Consider the following 24,701-nt stretch of genomic DNA (forward strand, 5'->3'; position numbering starts at 1 on the left):
ATGTATCTGATGGAGTGGATGGTGGTCTTGGACCACAAGCGCTACAAGCCTGGATCGATATGGGATGAGCAGCAAAAGAAAAATGCCGATCGTGAAAAAAAGCATGAGAAAAAGCTGTCCGCACAAGGCTTGGGGCATTTGCTGACAACGAAGGAGTCGGATATTCGTGAAAGTCGTTCAGAGGTGGTAGATGACAATTGCTCTATCTACCGAAAAACGAGTACCTATTTGGATGTCTGTACTTACAATGATGATAAGAGAGGCTTGCTGACCCTTCTGTTTAGCGTGATTTGCTATGGATTATATACCTGTACTTATATTTTAGGCTTTCTCATTTTTCAGCTAATAACTGGTAAAGATAGTTTTGGGTTCGACTTTGAGCCAGATTTGGATTTTTGGATTGGTTTTGTAGGGTTTGCAGTTATCACTCCTGTAGTTTGGGGCTGTTTCTTTCGTTATTTGCTAAAGGCTTGGCGTTTAGAAGCCTTTACCAAACGTCGATTGGTAGTCCGTTTCAATAGGGTGACGCGCAAAGTCTATTTGTTGCGACCTAGTTTTTTGGGCGGGGTCAAGGCCTATGACTGGGAAGAGGTTGACGCCATTTTGCCAAAAAACATGCCGAATCATGAAGGCATAGGCGGCATGCTGGTATTGGCGGTTAAGACTAAAGAGAACGAAAATCCTTATCGGGATTTTGGCGTGGACGGCGCCTTCCTCGGTTTGCCGAGCCGGGACTACCAGCATTTGCTGTCGTTCTGGGAATATATCCGCCGCTTCATGGAGGACGGCGCGGACGCGGTGCCGGCGCCGAAGCGGCTGCGCAGCAAGTGGCCGAATCCCTTGAGCAGCATGTGGACGGTGTCGCGGCTGAGCCTGCCGGGCGGTTTCGATCTGGGTCGCAGCTTCTTGTGGTTGCGCCTGGCGTTGACGCCGGTGTTCGTGATTTGGGGCCTGGGCCATTACGCCTCGCTGCTGTTGAGCTACGAGGGCCGCTTCCCCAAGGCGATCCGGCAAGCGAGCGGGGAATCGGAACTGCGTTCCTGGCTGGAACTGCTGGCTTACAACCTGCTGCCGCTGCTGTATACCGCCGTGGGCTTGTGGCTGTACTACGCCTGGCGACACGGTCTGGACTGGCGTTTGCCGCTGTCTTATTTGGGGCTATAGGCAAAGCCGGATGATGATGGCGGTTTGAAAACAGGAAGAGAGGCTTATGTATTTTTTGGAATGGTCGCTGGCGATGGGACGGCGCAAGCATAAGCCAGGCTCCTGGTTTGACGATATCCAGAAAGACATTGCCGAAGAAAATAAGGACGACGCCAAGAAAATGCTGGCGCGGGGTGTACGCTATGACCCGGATTTCCGTGAAATTGATGTGAAAGAGAGCCGGTCTGAGTTATTGGATGATAATGGTTCTCTCTATCGAAAAACGAAAACCTATTTGGATCTTTGTACTTACAATGATGAAAAGAGAGGGCTGATTACATTTCTTATGGGAGTAGTTTGCCTTTATCTTGTTGGTGGCGCTGATTTTTTGATTGCTATTTTAAGGGAAGCCATAACAGGGGTCGATGCGAGTGGTCGGGCCTCTTATTATGATGCGGATTTGTTTTTTCCTCTAACCGTCTTGGTGTGCATTGTCCCACTTATTTGGTTCATTTTTTTTCGCTACTTACTAAAGGTTTGGCGTCTGGAAGCTTTTACCATGCGCCGACTGGTGGTGCGTTTCAACCGTCAAACGCGCAAAGTCTATTTATTGCGGCCCGGTTTTTTGGGCGGGGTCAAAGCTTATGACTGGGACATGATTGATGTTGGCCTGCCCAAGGACATGCCGAATCACCAGGGCATAGGCGGCATGCTGGTGCTGGCGGCGCGGGCGGAGTCTACCGACAATCCGCACAGCCCGCTGGGCGTGGATGGCGCCTTCCTCGGCTTGCCGAGCCGGGATTACCAGCACTTGCTGTCGTTCTGGGAATATATCCGCCGCTTCATGGAGGACGGCGCGGACGCGGCGCCGGCGCCGAAGCGGCTGCGCAGCAAGTGGCCGAATCCCTTGAGCAGCATGTGGACGGTGTCGCGGCTGAGCCTGCCGGGCGGTTTCGATCTGGGACGCAGCTTCTTGTGGTTGCGCCTGGCGTTGACGCCGGTGTTCGTGATTTGGGGCCTGGGCCATTACGCCTCGCTGCTGTTGAGCTACGAGGGCCGCTTCCCCAAGGCGATCCGGCAAGCGAGCGGGGAATCGGAACTGCGTTCCTGGCTGGAACTGCTGGCTTACAACCTGCTGCCGCTGCTGTATACCGCCGTGGGCTTGTGGCTGTACTACGCTTGGCGGCACGGTCTGGACTGGCGTTTGCCTTTGCAGTACTTGGGCGTTTAAGTGGTTGGCCCTTTAAGGCTGTGGCGCTCAGTGATGGGCAAGCTGTCAGCTAGTTCGCGTGTGTCTCAAGCATGGGGCGAGAGTTGTGTATTTATTGGAATGGATGGTGGTCTTGGACCACAAGCGCTACAAACCTGGATCGATATGGGATGAGCAACAAAAGAAGAATGCCGAGCGTGAAAAAAAACATGAGAAAAAACTGTTCGCTCAAGGCCTAGGGCATTTGCGGACGGCGAAAGAGTCGGATATCCATGAAAGCCGTTCAGAGGTGGTGGATGACAATGGATCTATCTACCGTAAGACAAAGGCTTACTTGGATGTTTGTACTTACAACGATGATAAACGAGGTTTGATCACTTTACTTATGGGAGTAGTTTGTCTTTATCTTATAGGTGGAGTTGATTTTTTGGTTTTTATTTTGCGGCAAGCTGTAACAGGACTTGATGAGAGTGGAGAGGTCGTTTCTCTCTCTAGTTTGATTTTTCCTTTGGTAGCATTTAGTGTCGTTGTTCCATTGTTGTATTTTGTTTTTTTTCGTTATTTAATAAAGGCTTGGCGTTTAGAGGCTTTTACTGTGCGCCGATTGATGGTGCGATTCAATAGAGAAACGCGCAAAGTCTATTTGTTGCGACCTGGTTTTTTGGGCGGGGTCAAAGCTTATGACTGGGAGGAAGTTGACGCCATTTTGCCAAAAAATATGCCGAATCATGAGGGTATAGGCGGCATGCTGGTATTGGCGGTTAAGACGGAAGAAAACGAAAATCCTTATCGGGATTTTGGCGTGGATGGCGCCTTCCTGGGCTTGCCGAGCCGGGACTACCAGCATTTGCTGTCGTTCTGGGAATATATTCGCCGCTTCATGGAGGACGGCGCGGACGCGGTGCCGGCGCCGAAGCGGCTGCGCAGCAAGTGGCCCAACCCCTTGACCAGCATGTGGACGGTGTCGCGGCTGAGCCTGCCGGGCGGTTTCGATCTGGGGCGCAGCTTCTTGTGGTTGCGCCTGGCGTTGACGCCGGTGTTCGTGATCTGGGGCCTGGGCCATTACGCCTCGCTGCTGTTGAGCTACGAGGGCCGCTTCCCCAAGGCGATCCGGCAAGCGAGCGGGGAGTCGGAACTGCGTTCCTGGCTGGAACTGCTGGCTTACAACCTGCTGCCGCTGCTGTATACCGCCGTGGGCTTGTGGCTGTACTACGCCTGGCGACACGGTCTGGACTGGCGTTTGCCGCTGTCTTATTTGGGGCTATAGGCAAAGCCGGATGATGATGGCGATTTGAAAACAGGAAGAGAGGCTTATGTACTTTTTGGAATGGTCGCTGGCGATGGGGCGGCGCAAACATAAGCCAGGTTCCTGGTTTGATGATATCCAGAAAGACATTGCCGAAGAAAATAAGGACGACGCCAAGAAAATGCGGGCGCGGGGTGTATATTATGACCCGGATGCCCGTGAAATTGATGTGAAAGAGAGCCGGTCTGAGCAGTTGGATTGCAATGGTTCTATCTATCGGAAGACGGACATCTATTTGGATGTCTGTACGTACAATGATGATAAGAGGGGATTGCTGACCTCTCTATTTGGTGTGGTTTGTTATGGGTTATATACCTGTACTTATATTTTAAGCTCTCTAGTTTTTCAGTTGGCCACAGGTAAAGACGATTTTGGATTCGACTTTGAGCCAGATTTAGACTTTTGGATTGGCTTTGTCGGGTTTGTGGTTATCACTCCGATAGTTTGGTATTGTTTCTTTCGTTATTTGCTAAAAATGTGGTGCTTAGAGGCTTTTACCATGCGCCGACTGGTGGTGCGCTTCAACCGTCAAACGCGCAAAGTTTATTTATTGCGGCCTGGTTTTTTAGGTGGAGTTAAAGCCTACGATTGGGACATGATCGATGTTGGCCTGCCCAAGGACATGCCGAATCACCAGGGCATAGGCGGCATGCTGGTGCTGGCGGCGCGGGCGGAGTCTACCGACAATCCGCACAGCCCGCTGGGCGTGGATGGCGCCTTCCTCGGCTTGCCGAGCCGGGACTACCAGCATTTGCTGTCGTTCTGGGAATATATTCGCCGCTTCATGGAGGACGGCGCGGACGCGGTGCCGGCGCCGAAGCGGCTGCGCAGCAAGTGGCCCAACCCCTTGAGCAGCATGTGGACGGTGTCGCGGCTAAGCCTGCCGGGCGGTTTCGATCTGGGGCGCAGCTTCTTGTGGTTGCGCCTGGTGCTGACGCCGGTGTTCGTGATTTGGGGCCTGGGTCATTACGCCTCGCTGCTGTTGAGCTACGAGGGCCGCTTCCCCAAGGCGATCCGACAAGCGAGCGGGGAGTCGGAACTGCGTTCCTGGCTGGAACTGCTGGCTTACAACCTGCTGCCGCTGCTGTATACCGCCGTGGGCTTGTGGCTGTACTACGCCTGGCGGCATGGCCTGGACTGGCGTTTGCCGCTGCGGTATTGGGTCGGCTGAAGACTTGGCCGGGCACAAACACTAAAACAGGGCGGGCGGCGCTCGCCTGCTGAAATGAATATTTGATGAATTGCGCGTGAGCCTTAATGCTTGAATCCTTATTGCCGTATTACGAACGCGAACTCGGACACCTGCGCCAGCTGTCCGGCGAGTTCGCGCGCCGCTATCCCAAGATCGCCGGCCGCCTGCAAATGGAAGGCGACCAGTGCGAAGACCCGCACACCGAACGGCTGATCGAGTCCTTCGCCTTTCTGGCCGCGCGCATCCACAAGAAGCTGGACGACGAATATCCGGAGGTGGCGGCCAGCTTCCTCAATGTGCTGTATCCGCACTATCTGCAACCGATTCCCTCGGCCACCATCGTGCAGTTCGAATGCGATCCGCAGCGGCCGGAGATCGCCAAGCGCTACCGGGTGGAGCGCGGCCAGCCGGTGCACGCGCCGGCGATGCAGGGCGTGGTGTGCAAATTCCGCAGCGCTTATCCGGTGGATCTGTATCCGCTGTCGCTGACCGAGGCCAAGCTGGAGCTGACCAGCGGCTCGCCCTATCTGCGGCAGCTGGCGCCGGACGCGGCGGCGGTGCTGACGCTGGAGTTCCACACCCACGGCGGCCTGGCGGTCAACGCCATCGGTCTGCAATCGCTGCGCTTCTTCCTGGACGGCGAACCGGCGCTGATGCACTTGCTGTACGAGATGCTGCTGTCCAATGTCCAGAGCGTCAGCGTGGGCGACGGCAGCGAAGACCCGGCGCGCACGCGCAAACTGCCGGCGAGCAGCCTGCGGGCGGTGGGCTTCGGCCGCGACGAGGGCCTGCTGGACTACGATGAGCGCTCCTTCATGGGCTATCGGCTGCTGACCGAGTACTTCTGCTATCCGGACAAATTCCTGTTCGTCGATCTGCTGCAGCTGGACAAGGCGGCGGCGCGGCTGGACGGCGAGAAACTGGTGCTGCGCTTGCTGCTGGACGAATACCCGGACAGCGAGCGCCACAACCGGCTGCAGACCCAGTTGCAGGCCCAGCACCTGAAGCTGGGCTGCACGCCCATCGTCAACCTGTTCACCCAGCCGGGCGAGCCCATCCGCGTGACCCACCAGAAAGCCAGTTACCCGGTGCTGGTGGACGCGCGCAAGCAGCAGGCTTACGAGGCGATCCAGATCAAGCGCGTGGTGAGGGTGGAGAAATCCGGCGACGGCGAAAGCAGCGAGGAGGTGCCGCCGTTTTACGCGATACGCCACGGCAGCGAAAAGAAGGCGCCGCGCTTTTATTGGCACGCCAGCCGGGAGCCGTCGCCGCGCCAGAGCGACAAGGGCACTGATTTGGAGCTGCATCTGGCGGACCTGGAGTTCAACGCGGTGCGGCCGGCCACCGAGGTGCTGAGCCTGGAGCTGCTGTGCAGCAACCGCGATCTGCCGGAACAGATTCCGTTTGGCGGCAGCCAGTCCACCCAGCGGACGGATTTTTCCCTGCCCGGCCATTCCGTGGTCAAGCGCGTGCGCTTGTTGCGCAAGCCCAGCGCCAGCCAGCGCTGCCCGCTGGGCCGCGCGGTGCAATGGCGGCTGGTGTCGCATCTGTCGCTGAACTACATGTCCATCGTGGATTCCGGCTGCGCCGCCTTGCAGGAAATGCTGGCCTTGTACAACCTGACCGATTCCCCGGTGAATGTGCGCCAGATCCAGGGCGTGGTGGGGATTGAAAGCCAGCCGGCGGTGGCCCGCGTGTCCGGCCGCGATTTCAGCGGCTTCGTGCGCGGCAGCGAAATCCGCCTGACGCTGGACCCGGATTACTACGTCGGCGGCAGCGTCTATCTGTTCGCCGCGGTGCTGGAGCGTTTCTTCGCGCTGTATTGCGCGCCCAATAGTTTCACCCGCCTGCGGGTGCATGCGGTTCAACAAGACGAGGAGGTAGCCTCATGGCCAGCCCGAGCCGGCGAAGCCCTCGTGATCTGAAGCTGGAGCTGGCGCGCGACGCCAGCCAGTTCGGCTTCTTCCAGGCGGTGCGCATCCTGGGCCTGTCCGCGCGCAAGCGCGGCGAGCGCCGCGGCCGGCTGCCGGCCAGCCTGCGGTTCCGCTCGCTGGCCTCGCTGTCCTTCCCGCCCAGCGAACTGAGCCGTTATCAGCCGGCCAAGGAGCCGGAGCAGCTGGACGCCACCGACGAGATGACGGTCAGCTTCATCGGGCTGACCGGGCCCAGCGGCGCCTTGCCCACCAGCTACACCGAGCTGCTGCTGGAGCGTCGTCAGCAGTACAAGGACGGATCGCTGCACGCCTTCCTGGACATCTTCAGCCATCGCGCCACCGCCTTGTTCTTCGGCGCCTGGCGCAAATACCGCTATTGGCTGGAAGTGGAGGCCGGCGAGCGCGACGGCTTCACCCGCAACCTGCTGGACCTGGGCGGCCTGGGCCTGTCGCAGCTGCGCAAGCAGATGGGGCCGGACGCGAGCCTGGACGAAAATCTGTTCATCTATTACGCCGGCCTGCTCAGCCAGAAGCCCTTGTCGGCGCAGGCGCTGGAAACGCTGATCCAGGGCTTTTTCGGCGTGGACGCCGCGCTGGAGCAGTTCGTTGGCCAGTGGATGCAGGTGCCGGCGGCGGAACAAAGCCGGCTGGGCGACAGCGAGAGCGAGTTGGGCGTGTCCTTGTTCGCCGGCTCCCGGGTCTGGGACCGCCAGACCAAGCTGCAGCTGCGGCTGGGCAGCATGCGCCGCGCCCAGTTCGAGGCCTTGCTGCCCGGCGGCCCCGGTGCGCAGGCCTTGCAGGCGCTGCTGCAATTCGCCGTCGGCCACAATCTGGCGGCGGACGTCAGCCTGGTGCTGGACAAGCGCGACGTGCCGGCGGCGCAGCTGGGCGGCCCGGCGGATTTGCGCCTGGGCGGCAATTGCTGGCTGGGCCCGCAGAAACAAGACCCGGAAGACATGCGCTACGCGCTGCTGCATTGAGCGGCGCGGGCGGAATCGACTTTTCATTTTGAGCGTATTGGAACGATATGTCCGTATCCCTGAAAGCCCTGATCGACAGGCTGACCCCCACCGCCCGCCAGGCGATTGAGCAGGCGGCCAGCCGCGCGCTGGCGCGCACGCATTTTGAAATCGAGATCGAACACGCGCTGCTGGCGATGTTCGACCAGGACAACAACGCCGCGCTGGCGGCGCTGCACGCGCTGGGCGCGGACCTGCCGCGCATCGAGCGCGAGCTGGAAGCCGCGCTGGACGCCTTCCGCAGCGGCAACACCCGTAACCCGGTGCTGTCCGCCTGGCTGCCCAAGTGGCTGGAGAAGGCCTGGCTGCTGGCCAGCGCTGAGCAGGGGCAGGACGATGTGTCCACCTTGGACCTGCTGCTGGCGCTGTGGCAGGACGAGGCGCTGCGCGGCGCGCTGCAATCCGGATCCGCCGCGCTGGCGCGTCAGGACGCCGGCCGCCTGCAAGGCGCTTACGCCGCCTTGCGTCAGCACGGCGGCGAGGCCTCGGCCAACGCGCCGGCGGCGAGCGAGGACGCCGCGCCGGCGATGGCCGCGCCCGCGGCCGGCAAGCGCGGCAGCCCGGCGCTGGACAAATACACGATAGACCTGACCGCTCAGGCCAAGGCCGGCAAGATCGACCCCATCCTGGGCCGCGACGTCGAAATCCGTCAGATGATAGACATCCTGATGCGCCGCCGGCAGAACAACCCCATCCTCACCGGCGAGCCGGGCGTGGGCAAGACCGCGGTGGTGGAAGGCCTGGCGCGCAAGATCGTGCACGGCGAAGTGCCGCCGGTGCTGGCCGGCGTCACCCTGCGCACGCTGGACCTGGGCCTGTTGCAGGCCGGCGCCAGCGTCAAGGGCGAGTTCGAGAACCGCTTGCGCCAGGTGATAGACGAGGTCAAGGCCAGCCCGGTGCCCATCATCCTGTTCATCGACGAGGCTCATACCTTGATCGGCGCCGGCGGCGCGGCCGGCCAGAACGACGCGGCCAACCTGTTGAAACCGGCGTTGGCGCGCGGCGAGCTGCGCACCATCGCGGCGACGACCTGGGCCGAGTACAAGAAGTACTTTGAAAAAGACGCCGCGCTGGCGCGCCGCTTCCAGGTGGTGAAGGTGGAAGAGCCGGCGCCGGAAATCGCCGTGCAGATGGTGCGCGGCCTGACCCCGGCGATGGCCGAGCACCACAAGGTGGAAATCCTCAACGAGGCGGTGGCCGCCGCCGTGCACCTGTCCAGCCGCTACATCGCCGGCCGCCAGCTGCCGGACAAGGCCATCAGCGTGCTCGACACCGCCTGCGCCCGCGTCGCCTTGTCGCGCGCCGGCAAGCCGGGGCCGATCGAGGACGTGTCGGTGCTGATAGACAATATCGACCGCGAAGTGACCGCGCTGCAGCGCGAAGAAGGCCACGCCGAACGCATCGCCGAACTGGAAGCCCGGCGCGCCGAACTGCAGGCGGACCTGGAGAAGCTGCACGCCGCCTGGGACGAGCAGCAAAAGCTGATCGCGGAAATCGACGAGCTCAAACAGCAGCAGGCCGAGGCCAAGCCGGCCAAGGGCAAGAAGTTGAGCCCGCTGCAGACCAAGCGCAAGGCGCTGCGCGAATTGCAAAAGCACCAGCCGCTGGCTTTCGAGTGCGTGGACGAGAGCGTGATCGCCGACGTGATTTCCGGCTGGACCGGCATCCCGCTGGGCCGCATGGTCAGCAATGAGCTGGAGCAGGTGCAGAAGCTGGCCTCGCTGCTGGGCGCGCGCGTCATCGGTCAGGACCACGCCTTGGAGCAGATCGCCGAGCGGGTGCAGATCGCCAAGGCCAATCTGGAAGACCCGGGCAAGCCCAAGGGCGTGTTCCTGCTGGTGGGGCCGTCCGGCGTGGGCAAGACCGAAACCGCGCTGGCGCTGGCCGAGGCTCTGTACGGCGGCGAGCGCAATCTGATCACCATCAATATGTCGGAATACCAGGAAGCGCACAGCGTGTCCGGCCTCAAGGGCTCGCCGCCGGGCTATGTCGGCTACGGCGAAGGCGGGGTGCTGACCGAGGCGGTGCGGCGCAAGCCTTACTCGGTGCTGCTGCTGGACGAGGTGGAGAAAGCCCATCCGGACGTGATGGAGCTGTTCTTCCAGGTCTTCGACAAAGGCCTGCTGGAAGACAGCGAAGGCCGGGAGGTCGATTTCAAGAACACCATCATTCTGCTGACCTCCAACGCCGGCACCGATCTGGTGATGCGCGCCTGCGAGCACGGCGTCACCGTCGAGGGCGAAACCCGCGACCCGACGCCGGAAGACCTGGTGGAGATCCTGCGGCCCACGCTGCAAAGCGTGTTCAAGCCGGCCTTCCTCGGTCGCCTGACCATCGTGCCCTATCTGCCTATCAGCGATGAAGTGCTGCGCGCCATCGTCGGCCTCAAACTGAACAAGATCCGTCAGCGCATCGCCGACAACCACGGCGCGCAAGTGGAGTTCCCTGAGGAACTGGCGGAACAGATGGCGGCGCGCTGCCTGGACGTGGACAGCGGCGCGCGCAACGCCGACGCCATCCTGACCCGTACCCTGCTGGCGCAGATCTCCAGCGATCTGCTGGCGCGCATGGCCAGCGGCAAGCCGGTGAAGAAGATCGCCGTCTCGCTCAAGGGCGAGCAGGTCAAAGTGCGGCTGAGCTGAGGAATCGTGTCCATGTGGAAAATGTTGGGCCTGTTCGGCGTCAGCACTGTCGCCTGGTGGGGGCTGCTGTGGCTGGTGTTGCCGCAAAGCTGGCAGCGCATCAGCCCGTCGGCCATCCTGCTGCTGCATCTGGGGCCGCCTATGCTGCTCAGCGCCGGCGTCAAGCTGTGGGGCTATCTGAAGGAAAAGCGCGCCAAGCAGGAAGAGGCGGACCAGGAGGCCGCGGCGGAGGCCGAGCGCCAGTCCGCGCGCGACGCCGCCCGCGAACGGCATTTGGCCGAATTGCGCGAACGCCAGGCGGCGGTGGACTGCCGCTGGCTGTGGGCGCGCGCCGTCCCGGCCAACGGCGAGCCGAGCTGGCTAGTTGAAGCGCCGGACGGCTGCCTGTGGTCGTGTCTGGATGCGGCGGACATCGACGCCGACGAAGCGCTGCAAGCCTTGCGGCCGCATGTGGTCGAGGCGCTGCGGGAGCTCTATGCGGTCGCGCCCGGCGCGGCCTGGCTGCCGTTGATGATGGAAGTGCTGCCCAGCGAGTCCGGCATCGAGCAGATCGCCGCGGCCAAGGAATGGCAGACGGAGGCGATGGCCGACACGCTGGAAGACGATTGGCCGACGCCGGAGGCTCGCTTCCTAGCGGGGGCCGGCACCGGCACGGTGGCGGACCGCGCGCGGCAGCTGCTGCAACAGGAGCCGGAACTGCCGGGCGTGATCGTGCTCGGCGCCGACGCGCCGCTCTTGCTGCAAGGCGCCGACGAAGACGACTCGCAGGATGCCGCGGCTACGGCGCGCCGGCGCCGCTTGGGCAAGTCCGGCTTGGCGGTGGCGGCTTTGCTGTTCCTGCGCGAGCAGCTGCCGGAGCCCGAGCTCGGCCCGGTCGCCGTGGCCGAGGGCGCCGATCCTTACCAGCCTTACTGGGAAAAGGACTTCAGCCGTTCCAGCGGCAGCTGGGGCATGGTGCCGGTCCGTCATCAGGCCGGGCTGGCCCAACTGCCGGTGCTGGCCCAGGTGGGCCAGTCCAGCGCCGTCGCGGTGCAGGAGGAGCGCGCGCTGCAATTGGCGCGCCAGCTGCAAGCGGTGCTGGACAACGCCTTGGTCAACGCCGCGCTGCTGGACTACCCGTTCAGCCCGGAGGAGGCCAAGCCGGAAAACGACCAGGCGGCCAAGCTGGCCTGGCTGACCCACAACAGCGGCGACGTCGACGGCGGCGGCGTGCGCCTGGCGGCCATAGCCAGCGCCTTGAGCCGGCACAAGGTGGAACTGCACCCCATCGAGGAGGCCAGCAATCTGGCGCGGGACTGGGGCGACGTCGGCGTCGCCGCCGACGCCATGCTGGCCGCCGCCGTCGTCAGCCACAGCGCGCGGCTGGCCGCGCCGGCCGTCCTCACTCAATTCAGCAACGACCACGTGGCGCTGGCCATGGCCAGGCCGCCGCGCAAGGAGACTACCGCATGAAACGCGTGATCCGATTGGGCGACCCCACCGATCATGGCGGCAACGTCGTCAGCGCCGCCTCCAGCACCACCTTGTTCGGCAAGCAGGTCGCCTGCCTGGGCGACTCCGTCACCTGCCCGCAGCAGGGGCACGTCAACTGCACCATCGTGGAAGGCGACCCCACCTGGGTGGTGGGCGGCAAGCCGGTGGCCTTGGAAGGCCATAAAGTCAGCTGCGGCGCCTCGCTGATCTCCACCATGCCGGAAGTCGGCAAGGGCTGATCGCAACCTCTCTATATATAGAAGCCACACAAGCATGGAAAACATCGAACAAACCGTGGAGCAACTGCTGGCTCCCATCCCCGGCTCATCGTCGGCGGGCGAGGACCTGGCTTACTCCACTCTCTTCGACCAGATTCGCGAAGCCCGCCGCAGCGACGACCCGGGCTTGTCGCAAGGCGATTGGGAGCAAACCCTCAAAACGGCGGAATGGCCCAAAGTCATCCGCCTGTGCGAAGACGCGCTGCGTCAAAGCAGCAAAGACCTGCAACTGCTGGCCTGGTACGCGGAAGCCCAGGTCCAGGCCAACGGCATCTCCGGCCTGGCCCTGGGCCTGGCCGCGCTGGACGGCTGGCTGCGTCAATACTGGGAGAGCGGCTATCCGGAACTGGACCCGCACGATCTGGACGAACGCGTCGGCAAGCTGGAATGGCTGAACCAGCAGCTGGGGCTGGCCATCCGCAACGTGCCGTTGCTGAAGCCCGAGTTCGGCGCTTACGGCTGGAACGACTGGCAGCAATCGCGCGACGTGGAAAACCTGGGCTTGAAAGACGCCGACGCCAAGGCCGCCGCCATCGCCGAGGGCAAGCTCTCCGGCGACGAGTTCGAAAAGAACGCCAACCTGTCCGGCCACGCCTGGTTCCAGAGCCAGGCCGAAGCGCTGGTAGAGGCGCTGGGCCGCTATGAAGCGCTGGACGAGCAAGTGGACCAGCGCTTCGGCGGCGAAGCGCCCAGCCTGGCGGATATCCGCAACGGCATCTACGCCTGCCAGGACCTGGTGCTGCGTTACCGTCAACAAACCGCGCCGGCCGGCGTTGCGCCGGCTCCCGTCGAACCCGCCGTGGAAAGAAAAGCCGTGACCCAAAGCTATAGCGCGCCCACCCCCGCCGCTTCGACGGCCCCCGTCGCCTTCAACGGCCAGATCCGCAGCCGCCAGGAAGCGGTGCTGATGTTGAGCGAAGTCGCTCGTTACTTCCGCAGCAACGAACCGCACAGCCCGGTGGCCTTATTGGCCGAACGCGCGGCGCGCTGGGCCGAGATGAGCCTGGAAGAGTGGCTGCAGCATGTGGTCAAGGACGATTCCACGCTGAATCAGCTGCACGAACTGCTGGATGTGCGGCGGGAATAAGCGGTTTCAGGCCCTCGCAACGGTACGGGCCGGCGTTTCGCCGGCCCGCTTTTTATGGATAGTCGGGTCATGGGGCGGGAGTTGGCAAATACTCTTTATGGATATTCATTGCCGCATCAAGGGTTTGCCCGGCCTGGCCCGCTTTTGTTGAGGTTTTTGTCGCAAAAGGTGTTGACGGGTGTGGGGGCGTGACGTATAGTTCGCCTCCTCAGCAGACAACGCAGCGACGGAAACGAAACGCAGCGATCTGCACCGATCTTTAACAGAACGAATAACCGATAGGTGTAAGTGCTCGGTCGATGACCAAACACTTGCACTGCAAGACGAGAAATGTCTCGATGTTTCTTTGATCTTGCGTGCCAGAAAATTTGCTTGGAATTGAACTGAAGAGTTTGATCCTGGCTCAGATTGAACGCTGGCGGCATGCTTTACACATGCAAGTCGAACGGTAACAGGGTGCTTGCACCGCTGACGAGTGGCGAACGGGTGAGTAATGCATCGGAATGTACCGTGTAATGGGGGATAGCTCGGCGAAAGCCGGATTAATACCGCATACGCCCTGAGGGGGAAAGTGGGGGACCGTAAGGCCTCACGTTATACGAGCAGCCGATGTCTGATTAGCTAGTTGGTGGGGTAAAGGCTCACCAAGGCTTCGATCAGTAGCGGGTCTGAGAGGATGATCCGCCACACTGGGACTGAGACACGGCCCAGACTCCTACGGGAGGCAGCAGTGGGGAATTTTGGACAATGGGCGCAAGCCTGATCCAGCCATGCCGCGTGTCTGAAGAAGGCCTTCGGGTTGTAAAGGACTTTTGTCCGGGAGCAAATCCCAGTGGTTAATACCTACTGGGGCTGAGAGTACCGGAAGAATAAGCACCGGCTAACTACGTGCCAGCAGCCGCGGTAATACGTAGGGTGCAAGCGTTAATCGGAATTACTGGGCGTAAAGCGTGCGCAGGCGGTTGTGCAAGTCTGATGTGAAAGCCCCGGGCTTAACCTGGGAACGGCATTGGAGACTGCACGACTAGAGTGCGTCAGAGGGGGGTAGAATTCCGCGTGTAGCAGTGAAATGCGTAGAGATGCGGAGGAATACCGATGGCGAAGGCAGCCCCCTGGGATGACACTGACGCTCATGCACGAAAGCGTGGGGAGCAAACAGGATTAGATACCCTGGTAGTCCACGCCCTAAACGATGTCAACTAGCTGTTGGGGGTTTGAATCCTTGGTAGCGAAGCTAACGCGAGAAGTTGACCGCCTGGGGAGTACGGCCGCAAGGTTAAAACTCAAAGGAATTGACGGGGACCCGCACAAGCGGTGGATGATGTGGATTAATTCGATGCAACGCGAAAAACCTTACCTGGTCTTGACATGTAACGAACGCCGCAGAGATGTGGTGGTGCCCGAAAGGGAGCGTTAACACAGGTGCTGCATGGCTGTCGTCAGCTCGTGTCGTGAGATGTTGGGTTAAGTCCCGCAACGAGCGCAACCCTTGCCATTAGTTGCCATCATTAAGTTGGGCACTCTAATGGGACTGCCGGTGACAAACCGGAGGAAGGTGGGGATGACGTCAAGTCCTCATGGCCCTTATGACCAGGGCTTCACACGTCATACAATGGTCGGTACAGAGGGTCGCGAAGCCGCGAGGTGGAGCCAATCTCATAAAACCGATCGTAGTCCGGATCGCACTCTGCAACTCGAGTGCGTGAAGTCGGAATCGCTAGTAATCGCAGATCAGCATGCTGCGGTGAATACGTTCCCGGGTCTTGTACACACCGCCCGTCACACCATGGGAGTGAGTTTCACCAGAAGTGGGTAGGCTAACCGTAAGGAGGCCGCTTACCACGGTGGGATTCATGACTGGGGTGAAGTCGTAACAAGGTAGCCGTAGGGGAACCTGCGGCTGGATCACCTCCTTTCTAGAGAAGGTTGTTGATCGAGTACTTACAGCCTATCGGTTATTCGCGAGTTTGAGTGTCGCGATCAGAGTGCTTAATGAGTACTGTGATCGCGTTGTTTAAACGCACTGATCTTTAACAAACTGAAGAAGCCGAATATATAAAGACGGCGAGAAGGACGATGGAGTTAACTCTTCATTGGCTGGATCGTCATCTTGGGTATTTGATTGTATCTAGGCTACGTCGCCATATCAAAAGGGGCGGTGTAGTCGTCGCACAAACACAACTTGTTGTTTTAGTGATCCAGGTTACTGAAATGATAGGGTCAAGCGACTAAGTGCATCTGGTGGATGCCTTGGCGATCATAGGCGAAGAAGGACGTGTAAGCCTGCGAAAAGCGCGGGGGAGCTGGCAATAGAGCTTTGATCCCGCGATGTCCGAATGGGGAAACCCCTCCGCAAGGAGATCCCGTGCTGAATACATAGGCACGAGGAGGCGAACGCAGCGAACTGAAACATCTAAGTAGCTGCAGGAAAAGAAATCAACCGAGATTCCGTTAGTAGTGGCGAGCGAACGCGGAAGAGCCTGTACGTGTTATGGATTGTGTTAGTGGAAGGTTCATGGAAAGGACCGCCATAGTGGGTGATAGCCCCGTACACGAAAACACATTCCAAGGACTAGGCGTACGATAAGTAGGGCGGGACACGAGAAATCCTGTCTGAAGATGGGGGGACCATCCTCCAAGGCTAAATACTCATGATCGACCGATAGTGAACCAGTACCGTGAGGGAAAGGCGAAAAGAACCCCGGGAGGGGAGTGAAATAGAACCTGAAACCGGATGCATACAAACAGTGGGAGCGGACTTGTTCCGTGACTGCGTACCTTTTGTATAATGGGTCAGCGACTTACGTTCAGTAGCGAGCTTAACCGAATAGGGGAGGCGTAGGGAAACCGAGTCCGAATAGGGCGTTTTAGTTGCTGGGCGTAGACCCGAAACCGAGTGATCTATCCATGGCCAGGATGAAGGTGCGGTAACACGCACTGGAGGTCCGAACCCACTAGTGTTGCAAAACTAGGGGATGAGCTGTGGATAGGGGTGAAAGGCTAAACAAACTCGGAGATAGCTGGTTCTCCCCGAAAACTATTTAGGTAGTGCCTCATGTATCACTTCCGGGGGTAAAGCACTGTTATGGCTAGGGGGTCATTGCGATTTACCAAACCATGGCAAACTCTGAATACCGGAAAGTGCGAGCATGGGAGACAGACGGTGGGTGCTAACGTCCATCGTCAAGAGGGAAACAACCCAGACCGCCAGCTAAGGTCCCAAATGATCAGTTAAGTGGTAAACGAAGTGGGAAGGCCTAGACAGCCAGGATGTTGGCTTAGAAGCAGCCATCATTTAAAGAAAGCGTAATAGCTCACTGGTCGAGTCGTCCTGCGCGGAAGATGTAACGGGGCTCAAACTGATAACCGAAGCTGCGGATTTGCACGTAAGTGCAGATGGTAGGGGAGCGTTCTGTAGGTCTGAGAAGGTGTCTCGTAAGGGATGCTGGAGATATCAGAAGTGCGAATGCTGACATGAGTAGCGATAAAGCGGGTGAAAAGCCCGCTCGCCGAAAGCCCAAGGTTTCCTACGCAACGTTCATCGGCGTAGGGTGAGTCGGCCCCTAAGGCGAGGCTGAAAAGCGTAGTCGATGGGAAACGGGTTAAAATTCCCGTACTTTTATGCAGTGCGATGTGGGGACGGAGAAGGTTAGGTCATCAGACTGTTGGAATAGTCTGTTTAAGCCGGTAGGCTGGGGAGGTAGGCAAATCCGCCTTCCCTTAAGGCCGAGACGTGATGACGAGGGTCTACGGACCTGAAGTGACTGATACCACGCTTCCAGGAAAAGCCACTAAGCTTCAGCTGCATAAGAACCGTACCGCAAACCGACACAGGTGGGCAGGATGAGAATTCTAAGGCGCTTGAGAGAACTCAGGAGAAGGAACTCGGCAAATTGATACCGTAACTTCGGGAGAAGGTATGCCTCTTAGAGTGAATCCCCCGCGGGAGGAGCTTTGAGAGGTCGCAGAGAATCGGTGGCTGCGACTGTTTAACAAAAACACAGCACTGTGCCAACACGAAAGTGGACGTATACGGTGTGACGCCTGCCCGGTGCTGGAAGGTTAAGTGATGGGGTGCAAGCTCTTGATCGAAGCCCCAGTAAACGGCGGCCGTAACTATAACGGTCCTAAGGTAGCGAAATTCCTTGTCGGGTAAGTTCCGACCCGCACGAATGGCGTAACGATGGCCACACTGTCTCCTCCTGAGACTCAGCGAAGTTGAAGTGTTTGTGAAGATGCAATCTCCCCGCTGCTAGACGGAAAGACCCCGTGAACCTTTACTGTAGCTTTGCATTGGACTTTGAACAGACTTGTGTAGGATAGGTGGGAGGCTATGAAGTGGGAACGCTAGTTCTCATGGAGCCGTCCTTGAAATACCACCCTGGTGTGTTTGAGGTTCTAACCTTGGTCCGTGATCCGGATTGGGGACAGTGCATGGTAGGCAGTTTGACTGGGGCGGTCTCCTCCCAAAGTGTAACGGAGGAGTTCGAAGGTTACCTAGGTACGGTCGGAAATCGTGCTGATAGTGCAATGGCAAAAGGTAGCTTAACTGCGAGACCGACAAGTCGAGCAGGTGCGAAAGCAGGACATAGTGATCCGGTGGTTCTGAATGGAAGGGCCATCGCTCAACGGATAAAAGGTACTCCGGGGATAACAGGCTGATACCGCCCAAGAGTTCACATCGACGGCGGTGTTTGGCACCTCGATGTCGGCTCATCACATCCTGGGGCTGTAGCCGGTCCCAAGGGTATGGCTGTTCGCCATTTAAAGTGGTACGTGAGCTGGGTTCAAAACGTCGTGAGACAGTTTGGTCCCTATCTGCAGTGGGCGTTGGAAGTTTGACGGGGGCTGCTCCTAGTACGAGAGGACCGGAGTGGACGCACCTCTGGTGTACCGGTTGTGACGCCAGTCGCATTGCCGGGTAGCTAAGTGCGGAAGAGATAACCGCTGAAAGCATCTAAGCGGGAAACTCGCCTGAAGATGAGACTTCCCTGAGGGCTTGACCCTCCTGAAGAGTCGTTCGAGACCAGGACGTTGATAGGTCGGGTGTGGAAGCGCTGTGAGGCGTTAAGCTAACCGATACTAATTGCTCGTGAGGCTTGATCCTATCATTTGAGTGGCTTGGGAGACTGAGCGACGAGGTGTGGGTGTGCGACACAATTGAATACCGAATATATGTGGGTTGATGAAACATCAACTCAGGCTTCTTCTAGTTTGTACCAGTTTATGTCTGGTGGCCATAGCGAGGTGGTCCCACGCCTTCCCATCCCGAACAGGACCGTGAAACGCCTTAGCGCCGATGATAGTGTGGCATTCGCCATGTGAAAGTAGGACACCGCCAGACGCCCGATTGCGAAGCCCAGCTCATACGAGCTGGGCTTTTGCGTTGGTGCTGCTGAGACGGCGCTACAACAAGCCTCCCATTGGGAGGCTTTCGTGCGTCTGAGGCAACTCGTCTGCGCCGGTTTCTTCCGTTTGTTTTCTCTATTTCCTTCTTTTCTTCTTCTTCTCTGTGTCCGGCAGCTGGCTGCGGGAGAGGGCTTTTCATCTCCATGTCCTAATTGCGTGTGCAGTGAACTAAGTCGCTAACTATCATCTAATTAAATAGTTACTAAATAAAATTAAAAAACTTTATACCACTGTACCTTTATGTCACTACACTAGGAAAGGACGCGAATGAGCGAGCATCTGTGTCGGGAAGTGAATTGCGGCGAGTCTATCGGCCGACGGACGGTGATGAAAACCGCCTTGGGCGCCGCGGCGCTATTTGCCATGGGTGCCGGCGGGGGCCTGAACGGCGTGGCGTATGCGGCGTCTTTGAGCAAGTCCCAGCGGGATGCGATGACGCCGGAGCAAGTGCTGGCGGAGATGGCGAAAGGCAATGAGCGCTTCCGAAGCGGCAAGCCGATGCAGCACGACTACCTGGCGCAAAAGCGTTCCAGCGCGGAGGGGCAGTACCCCTCCGCGGTGGTGCTCAGCTGCATAGATTCGCGCGCGCCGGCGGAAATCGTGATGGATGCGGGCATCGGCGAAACCTTTAATTCCCGGGTTGCCGGCAATGTGGTGAATGACGATTTGCTGGGTAGCATGGAGTTTGCTTGCGCGGTTGCCGGGGCCAAAGTAGTGCTGGTGATGGGGCATACCGCTTGTGGCGCCATCAAGGGGGCTATCGACCATGTGGAGCTGGGCAACCTGACGGGGTTGCTGGCGCGCATTCGGCCGGCGATTTCTCTGACCAAGTACGATGGCGAGCGCAGCAGCAAGAATGCGGAGTTTGTCGATGCGGTGGCACACAGCAATGTGTTGCATACCATCGATCAGATTCGCAAGCGCAGCGATGTGCTGGCCAAGTTGGAGAAAGAGGGCCGGATCAAGATCGCCGGCGCGATGTATCACTTGAGCGGCGGCCGCCTCGAGTTTTTGTAAAGGTCGTTCACGAGAGCGTCTAGGGGATTTACTCCCCAGGCGCTTTCAGCAATTCTTCCATGTGGTCTTCCGAACAGACCTTGATGCCAGCCTGTCGCAACAGGTTGGCGGTCACGCCTTCCCCATTCTTGAGCTGGCCGGAAAATTCGCCGTCGTAGATGCGGAGCGTGCCGCATGAGGGGCTGTTGGCCTTCAACAGCGCTTGCCGGCAGCCATGGGCCTGAGCCAGGCGCAGGCTGGCCTGGGCTCCGCGCACAAAGGCGGCGCTGACATTTTCGCCGGCGGCGGTTTCAACCGTGGCCTGACCGCGCAGCGCGGCAGCGCCGTCGCCTCCGCGCAGCTCCGCCGCGGGCCTGGGCGTAGGTAGGCCGCCCATGCATTCTGGACAGGCGGGGAGCAGGGTGAATTCCCGGCGCAATCGAGTCCAGGCATGTTCAGCCAGCGGTTTGGCTTGGCCATCGTAGCGTACGGGCTGCCCCAGCAGGCAGGCGCTGACCAGCAGCGTAGGTTTCACTTCCATCGCGTTTCCAATAGCGCCGCCAGCTTGAGCGCGGCGGCGTGAAGTTCCTGTTCTTCCACTCCGGCGTAGCCTAGCACTAATCCGTTGCGGTCCGCCGGGCCGATGAAGTGCTTGGCCAATGGGCGCAGCCACAGTTGCTGGCGGGCTGCGGAGCTGCTGAGCTCCCATTCATCGAAGCCGGTCGGCAGCTGTGCTACCAAGTGCAGGCCGGCCTCGCCGGCTGACAGCGGCAGCGCGTCGCCCAGCGCGCGCTGGAGAGTGCCGCGCAGCAGTTGTTGCCGCAATTGGTAGAGCTCGCGCATATGCTTGATATGGCGGGCGAAATGACCTTGTTCGATAAAGTCGGCCAGCGCGGCTTGCACCTGGTAATTGCCCTCCCGGTACAAACGCGCCTGAACGCGGCGGAACGGCTCCACCAGCGCTTCGGGTAGGATCAGGTAGCCCAGTCCCAGCGCCGGAAACATCACTTTGCTGAAGGTTCCGAGATAAATGACGCGTTCGCTGTCGGCCAGCCCTTGCAGGGAGGCGATGGGGTGGGTGGTGTAGCGGAATTCGCTATCGTAGTCGTCTTCGATGATCCAGCTGTCGTGCTGCTTGGCTAATTGAAGCAGTGCTAACCGCCGCGCCAGCGACATGACGACGCCGGTTGGATATTGATGGGACGGGGTGATGTAAATCAGGCGCGGCGGCATGGCCTGATGCGCGGGCGTCGGGGCCATGCCTTGGGCGTCAACGGGAACCGGGACGATGTTCAGTTCCGCTGCTCGCAGCGCGGCCTGCGCGCCGCTGTAGCCGGGATCTTCCACCCAGGCGTCGTCGCCGGGGTCGGCCAATAGCCGGGCCAGCAGTTCCAGTCCTTGCTGCGCGCCTTGGGTGATGACGATTTGCTCCGGCTGGCAGCGCACCGAGCGCGATAGATACAGGTATTGGCTGAGGGAGCGCTTGAGTTCGGGCAGACCGCCGTCGTGGCGGTAGTGCAGATGGTCCAGCTGCGGGCGTTGGATATGGTTTTGCAGGCAGCGCTGCCATTGGGCGTGGGGGAATTGTTTTAGCTCTGGCGTCCCGGGGGCGAAGGCGCCAGCCAGCCCAGTGGGCAGTGTGCAGTGGCCGGAGACGCGCTGGCCGCGTTGCGACAGCCCCGGGTGTTGCTGAGCGCGCTGCGGCGGCGCGGAACGCGGGCTGAATAAGGCCGCGACATAAGTGCCTGAGCCGTGACGGCTTTCCAGATAGCCTTCGGCGCCCAGTTGTTCATAGGCGTTGAGAATGGTGTTGCGGCCCAGAGCCAGTTCCGCCGCCAGCGCGCGGCTGGCCGGCAAGGGCGCGCCGCCGGCCAACTGACCGGCGCGGATCAGTTCGCGCAATAAGCGGTACAGCTGGCGAGCCAGGCTTTCCGCGCCTTGACGTTGCAGCCGCTGGCGCAGGAAATCGATCAACCACTCGGTGGACAAAGTGGTTCCTCCATAGTTTGCATGGTGGCACTGTTTGGGGTATGACTTGTCGCTTAGGCTAACAGCATTTACAAGGGCACAGGAGAAAAAAATGTTGAGTCAGCAAGATTTTTACGCCGCCAAGCTGGCGTACGAGATGGACGCCGCCGATGTCTGGAGTGCTTTGCAAGCCGGAGAAAAATTGGTGTTGATCGACGCGCGCGCGGAAGAGGCCTTCCTTAAGGAAACCCTGCCCGGCGCCGTGTCCGTGCCGCATAGAACCATGGACGAGGCAAGCACCGCGCATTTGCCCAGGGATGCGGTTCTGGTGTCGTTCTGCGATGGCATCGGTTGCAATGCGTCGACCAAAGGGGCCTTGAAACTGGCGCGTCTTGGTTTCAATGTGCGCGAATTGCAGGGCGGCCTGGATTGGTGGGTGCGCGACGGCTATGCAACCACGGCGCGAGCTGGCGTCTCCGTGTCCTGCGCATGCTGAAGGGGAAGGGGATGATTGAGGCGAGCATGGCGTCGGCGGGCACGGTCAACGCCTTGGGCCAGGCGGTGGGGCTGCCGGTGTCGGAGTGGCGCGAGGCGGCCTGGCCGCCTAAGACGGATCTGCGGGGGAAGTTCTGCCGGCTGGAACCGCTGCAGGCCGAGCGGCACGGCCCAGGCCTGTTCGCGTCGATGGGCGCGGACGCGGAGGGGCGCAACTGGACTTATCTGAGCTATGGCCCGTTTGCCGCTTACGCTGACTTCTCTGATTGGCTGGCCGAGCAGCAACGGCAGCGTGATCCGCACTTTTACGCGATTGTGGACGCTGTCAGCGGGGAGGCGCTGGGCGTAGCCGCCTATTTGCGCATTGACCCGAAGATGGGCTGCATCGAGGTGGGGCATCTGAATTTCTCTCCCTTGCTGCAGCGCAGGCCGGCGGCGACGGAAGCGATGTATCTATTGATGCGTCAGGCCTTCGCGCTGGGTTATCGCCGTTATGAATGGAAATGCGACGCCTTGAACCAGCCTTCACAGCGGGCGGCGCTAAGGCTGGGTTTCCGCTTCGAGGGTCTATTCCGGCAGGCCATGGTTTACAAGGGGCGTAATCGCGATACCGCCTGGTTTTCCGTCCTGGATCATGAGTGGCCGGCATTGCGGCTGGGCTTCGAGAACTGGTTGTCCGCTGACAATTTCGACGCGGCGGGCGAGCAGCGTCGAACATTGGCGCAATGGAGGGGAGAGGATTGATTTGGCCAGCGGACTTCAAGCCGCCACGCTAGGCAGGTACAATGAGTGTTTGATTTATTGAATAGATTCGCTTGCCAGATGAAATCCCTGCCGCGTAATGCCCGCATCAAGGGCGAGCCGTTTTTGCCCAACCGCTTCATTTTTGGTGATGCCGTTGACGATCAGGGCCTGGAAGGTTCCGAGTACCTGATTCACACCGAAGCGCCGGCTTTTGTTTGCCGTTTGCTTGGCGATGACGACACGGACTTTCCCGGACGCGATCGCGAAGGTCTGACTAGCGCCATGCTGTTCGACGAAGCGGACAATGTGACGGTCTATGTCTGCAATCTGCGTCTGCGTTTATTCGACTTCAACTTCAGCAATGAAGACGAGATGCCGACCGTGGGTCAGTTGCAGGCGATCTGCGACGAAGCGATGCAAGCTTATCAGCGTCTGCACAAGGCCTATGCCGACCGCGAGGCCGCGGGTCCGGTTCCGCGCGAGATGCGTACCGGCCCTACCGAGCCGCTGCCTCCGGCGGAGCGCGGTCGAGCGGTGAAGCAATTGGTGGAGCTGGCGCGCCGCGCGGTGGATCAGCCTATGGAGCGCGCGCAGCTGGCAGGCGAGGTGCAGATGGCGCTGGCGGCCGGCGACCAGGCCGTGTTCACCGAGTCGCAACTGGCGCTGTTGTCCCAACCGGCCGCGCGTCAGTTGCTGGTCAATTGCGCGCGCGACGCAATCGCTTTCCCCGAGGTGATGCGCAAGGATGGCTCGGTGGTGTCGTTCGAACTCTGGGCCTTGCCGTTCGCGTTTTCACGCGCCCAGGGCGGCGTGTGGTGGCATTTCCCTCAGCTGGAGCGGCTGGAAGTGGCGCTGGCGGATGCACTTGAGGTGCCGGAGCAGTCGATACTGTGGATTTCGCCCACCTTGTTCTCTCTGGAGATGCTGAACGAACGCGCCTGCCAAGACCTGGTGCAGTTGGCGCCGGTGATGGATGCGGGTTGCGATTTCGCGCCGCTGGATCCGGACTCCTCGCGCGCCACATACGAGGCGGCGCGCAAGACCAACGAGCCGCAACTGGTGCTGGCCTGGATTCCCTTCTTGGTGGAGCGCGGGGCTTTGCCGCCGGAGCAGGCGCGCCGTTTGGCGCGCAAGGCGCTGGATGCGGCGATGCCGCTGGTACAGCAGGCGGTGGGCGCCGAGATGGAATACGGCGAGGCCGAGCTGTTCGCGCCCTTGCCCTGGTGGGAGGCGGTGCAGACCGGTGTGCGAGCCTGGAACCGCAAGCGCCTGGGTGTGACCGCGGCCTTGCTGGCCGCGAGCGCGGGCGGGGTGCAAGAGCTGGAGGCTGTTGCGGAATATCAGCCGGAAATGCAGGGCTACGAAGTGGGCTTCCGCCTGCGCGGCCGAGAGGAAGTGGCGGCGCACGCGCCGTGGCTGGTGACGCCGGATGTGGCGCCTGAGCGCGACGAGGCCTGGCGGGATCTGGCTGAATGCCTGAAAGAGGCAGGGATTCCCCTGTCGGAGACCTTGGCCAAGTTCCACTAAGAGCGGCTAACAAAATTCCTGATGCTGCGTTGCGCCGACTTGCCGTACTCAAGTGCTGCCTGCGTCGGCGCGCCTTGCCTCAGCCGTGAAACTGATTTTTGTTAGCCGTACCTGTTCAATGTGTGCTGCGCTTCGGCGATGCGGCCTTGGAAGCCTCTTCAGAATGCTTGTGTACCGTGTGTACATTCCGCTTCTTCAGCGCTTGCTCTTGCTCGCGAGATTTTGAACAGGTTCTAAGCGCAGCGGTTGCGGCAATAAAAAACGGGCTGGATATCCAG

Annotated in this window: 16 protein-coding genes and 3 rRNA genes; 17 read left to right on the forward strand and 2 right to left on the reverse strand. The window is 60.1% G+C overall.

The features are described from left to right. The 14 genes from GYH29_RS02815 to GYH29_RS02880 all read left to right on the forward strand — a co-directional run bounded on the left by GYH29_RS02815 (window position 1) and on the right by GYH29_RS02880 (window position 19,710). A complete protein-coding gene (locus GYH29_RS02815; RefSeq protein WP_161523148.1) occupies window positions 1-1,164 on the forward strand; it encodes a DUF6708 domain-containing protein in 1,164 nt (387 codons plus the stop codon). Window positions 1,165-1,210: 46 nt separating this feature from the next. Then, complete coding sequence (locus GYH29_RS02820) at window positions 1,211-2,374, forward strand: DUF6708 domain-containing protein (protein WP_161523149.1); 1,164 nt, start codon at window positions 1,211-1,213, stop codon at window positions 2,372-2,374. A gap of 103 nt (window positions 2,375-2,477) precedes the next feature. Beyond that, window positions 2,478-3,620: a DUF6708 domain-containing protein gene (locus GYH29_RS02825; protein WP_232060593.1), complete on the forward strand. Its 1,143-nt coding sequence runs from the start codon at window positions 2,478-2,480 to the stop codon at window positions 3,618-3,620. A 514-nt stretch (window positions 3,621-4,134) separates the two neighbouring features. Then, entirely contained in the window at window positions 4,135-4,830 is a 696-nt protein-coding gene (locus GYH29_RS24735) for a DUF6708 domain-containing protein (RefSeq protein WP_332087003.1), read from the forward strand. Between the two features lie 86 nt (window positions 4,831-4,916). Continuing rightward, window positions 4,917-6,776: a type VI secretion system baseplate subunit TssF gene (tssF, locus tag GYH29_RS02835; protein WP_081548597.1), complete on the forward strand. Its 1,860-nt coding sequence runs from the start codon at window positions 4,917-4,919 to the stop codon at window positions 6,774-6,776. Continuing rightward, complete coding sequence (tssG, locus tag GYH29_RS02840) at window positions 6,740-7,765, forward strand: type VI secretion system baseplate subunit TssG (RefSeq protein ID WP_019103378.1); 1,026 nt, start codon at window positions 6,740-6,742, stop codon at window positions 7,763-7,765. The genes tssF and tssG overlap by 37 nt, the downstream gene beginning before the upstream one ends. A 47-nt stretch (window positions 7,766-7,812) precedes the next feature. Further along, a complete protein-coding gene (gene tssH, locus GYH29_RS02845; RefSeq protein ID WP_161523152.1) occupies window positions 7,813-10,446 on the forward strand; it encodes a type VI secretion system ATPase TssH in 2,634 nt (877 codons plus the stop codon). Window positions 10,447-10,458: 12 nt separating this feature from the next. Further along, window positions 10,459-11,898, forward strand: coding sequence for a hypothetical protein (locus GYH29_RS02850; RefSeq protein ID WP_161523153.1), 1,440 nt, complete (start codon window positions 10,459-10,461; stop codon window positions 11,896-11,898). After that, window positions 11,895-12,158, forward strand: coding sequence for a PAAR domain-containing protein (locus GYH29_RS02855; protein WP_019103381.1), 264 nt, complete (start codon window positions 11,895-11,897; stop codon window positions 12,156-12,158). The genes GYH29_RS02850 and GYH29_RS02855 overlap by 4 nt, the downstream gene beginning before the upstream one ends. Before the next feature lie 34 nt (window positions 12,159-12,192). After that, entirely contained in the window at window positions 12,193-13,284 is a 1,092-nt protein-coding gene (gene tssA, locus GYH29_RS02860) for a type VI secretion system protein TssA (RefSeq protein WP_019103382.1), read from the forward strand. Window positions 13,285-13,664: 380 nt separating this feature from the next. Next, window positions 13,665-15,200: ribosomal RNA gene (locus tag GYH29_RS02865) — 16S ribosomal RNA — on the forward strand. Between the two features lie 302 nt (window positions 15,201-15,502). Next, window positions 15,503-18,391: ribosomal RNA gene (locus tag GYH29_RS02870) — 23S ribosomal RNA — on the forward strand. A gap of 122 nt (window positions 18,392-18,513) precedes the next feature. Further along, window positions 18,514-18,628, forward strand: a 5S ribosomal RNA gene (gene rrf / locus GYH29_RS02875). The 16S, 23S and 5S rRNA genes sit together here, the layout of an rRNA operon. A gap of 332 nt (window positions 18,629-18,960) precedes the next feature. After that, window positions 18,961-19,710: a carbonic anhydrase family protein gene (locus GYH29_RS02880; RefSeq protein WP_019101561.1), complete on the forward strand. Its 750-nt coding sequence runs from the start codon at window positions 18,961-18,963 to the stop codon at window positions 19,708-19,710. A 28-nt stretch (window positions 19,711-19,738) separates the two neighbouring features. Here the strand turns inward: GYH29_RS02880 and GYH29_RS02885 are convergent, their stop codons facing one another. Both GYH29_RS02885 and pdxR read right to left on the reverse strand, forming a co-directional pair. Continuing rightward, a complete protein-coding gene (locus GYH29_RS02885; protein ID WP_161523154.1) occupies window positions 19,739-20,230 on the reverse strand; it encodes a DUF523 domain-containing protein in 492 nt (163 codons plus the stop codon). Then, a complete protein-coding gene (gene pdxR, locus GYH29_RS02890; RefSeq protein WP_081575538.1) occupies window positions 20,221-21,678 on the reverse strand; it encodes a MocR-like pyridoxine biosynthesis transcription factor PdxR in 1,458 nt (485 codons plus the stop codon). The genes GYH29_RS02885 and pdxR overlap by 10 nt, the downstream gene beginning before the upstream one ends. A 91-nt stretch (window positions 21,679-21,769) precedes the next feature. Between pdxR and GYH29_RS02895 the strand changes: the two genes are divergently transcribed. From GYH29_RS02895 to GYH29_RS02905, 3 genes are all read left to right on the forward strand, one after another. Next, on the forward strand, window positions 21,770-22,153 hold the full coding sequence (locus GYH29_RS02895) for a rhodanese-like domain-containing protein (protein ID WP_019101564.1): 384 nt from the start codon (window positions 21,770-21,772) through the stop codon (window positions 22,151-22,153). An 11-nt stretch (window positions 22,154-22,164) separates the two neighbouring features. Next, window positions 22,165-22,896 carry a GNAT family N-acetyltransferase gene (locus GYH29_RS02900; protein ID WP_232060502.1) on the forward strand — a complete coding sequence of 244 codons (732 nt, stop codon included), beginning with the start codon at window positions 22,165-22,167 and terminating at the stop codon, window positions 22,894-22,896. A 78-nt stretch (window positions 22,897-22,974) separates the two neighbouring features. Continuing rightward, a complete protein-coding gene (locus tag GYH29_RS02905; protein ID WP_019101566.1) occupies window positions 22,975-24,423 on the forward strand; it encodes a hypothetical protein in 1,449 nt (482 codons plus the stop codon). Window positions 24,424-24,701: the final 278 nt, after the last annotated feature.

Origin of the sequence: Chromobacterium haemolyticum (assembly GCF_009936155.1) — a bacterium.
GTDB classification, from domain to species: Bacteria; Pseudomonadota; Gammaproteobacteria; order Burkholderiales; family Chromobacteriaceae; genus Chromobacterium; species Chromobacterium haemolyticum.

Excerpts from the sequence above, each read along its gene's own strand:
- GYH29_RS02815 (WP_161523148.1), top strand. The coding sequence starts at position 1 with ATGTATCTGATGGAGTGGATGGTGGTCTTGGACCACAAGCGCTACAAG.
- GYH29_RS02820 (WP_161523149.1), top strand. The coding sequence starts at position 1,211 with ATGTATTTTTTGGAATGGTCGCTGGCGATGGGACGGCGCAAGCATAAG.
- GYH29_RS02825 (WP_232060593.1), top strand. The coding sequence starts at position 2,478 with ATGGTGGTCTTGGACCACAAGCGCTACAAACCTGGATCGATATGGGAT.
- GYH29_RS24735 (WP_332087003.1), top strand. The coding sequence starts at position 4,135 with ATGTGGTGCTTAGAGGCTTTTACCATGCGCCGACTGGTGGTGCGCTTC.
- tssF (WP_081548597.1), top strand. The coding sequence starts at position 4,917 with ATGCTTGAATCCTTATTGCCGTATTACGAACGCGAACTCGGACACCTG.
- tssG (WP_019103378.1), top strand. The coding sequence starts at position 6,740 with ATGGCCAGCCCGAGCCGGCGAAGCCCTCGTGATCTGAAGCTGGAGCTG.
- tssH (WP_161523152.1), top strand. The coding sequence starts at position 7,813 with ATGTCCGTATCCCTGAAAGCCCTGATCGACAGGCTGACCCCCACCGCC.
- GYH29_RS02850 (WP_161523153.1), top strand. The coding sequence starts at position 10,459 with ATGTGGAAAATGTTGGGCCTGTTCGGCGTCAGCACTGTCGCCTGGTGG.
- GYH29_RS02855 (WP_019103381.1), top strand. The coding sequence starts at position 11,895 with ATGAAACGCGTGATCCGATTGGGCGACCCCACCGATCATGGCGGCAAC.
- tssA (WP_019103382.1), top strand. The coding sequence starts at position 12,193 with ATGGAAAACATCGAACAAACCGTGGAGCAACTGCTGGCTCCCATCCCC.
- GYH29_RS02880 (WP_019101561.1), top strand. The coding sequence starts at position 18,961 with ATGAGCGAGCATCTGTGTCGGGAAGTGAATTGCGGCGAGTCTATCGGC.
- GYH29_RS02885 (WP_161523154.1), bottom strand. The coding sequence starts at position 20,230 with ATGGAAGTGAAACCTACGCTGCTGGTCAGCGCCTGCCTGCTGGGGCAG.
- GYH29_RS02895 (WP_019101564.1), top strand. The coding sequence starts at position 21,770 with ATGTTGAGTCAGCAAGATTTTTACGCCGCCAAGCTGGCGTACGAGATG.
- GYH29_RS02900 (WP_232060502.1), top strand. The coding sequence starts at position 22,165 with ATGATTGAGGCGAGCATGGCGTCGGCGGGCACGGTCAACGCCTTGGGC.
- GYH29_RS02905 (WP_019101566.1), top strand. The coding sequence starts at position 22,975 with ATGAAATCCCTGCCGCGTAATGCCCGCATCAAGGGCGAGCCGTTTTTG.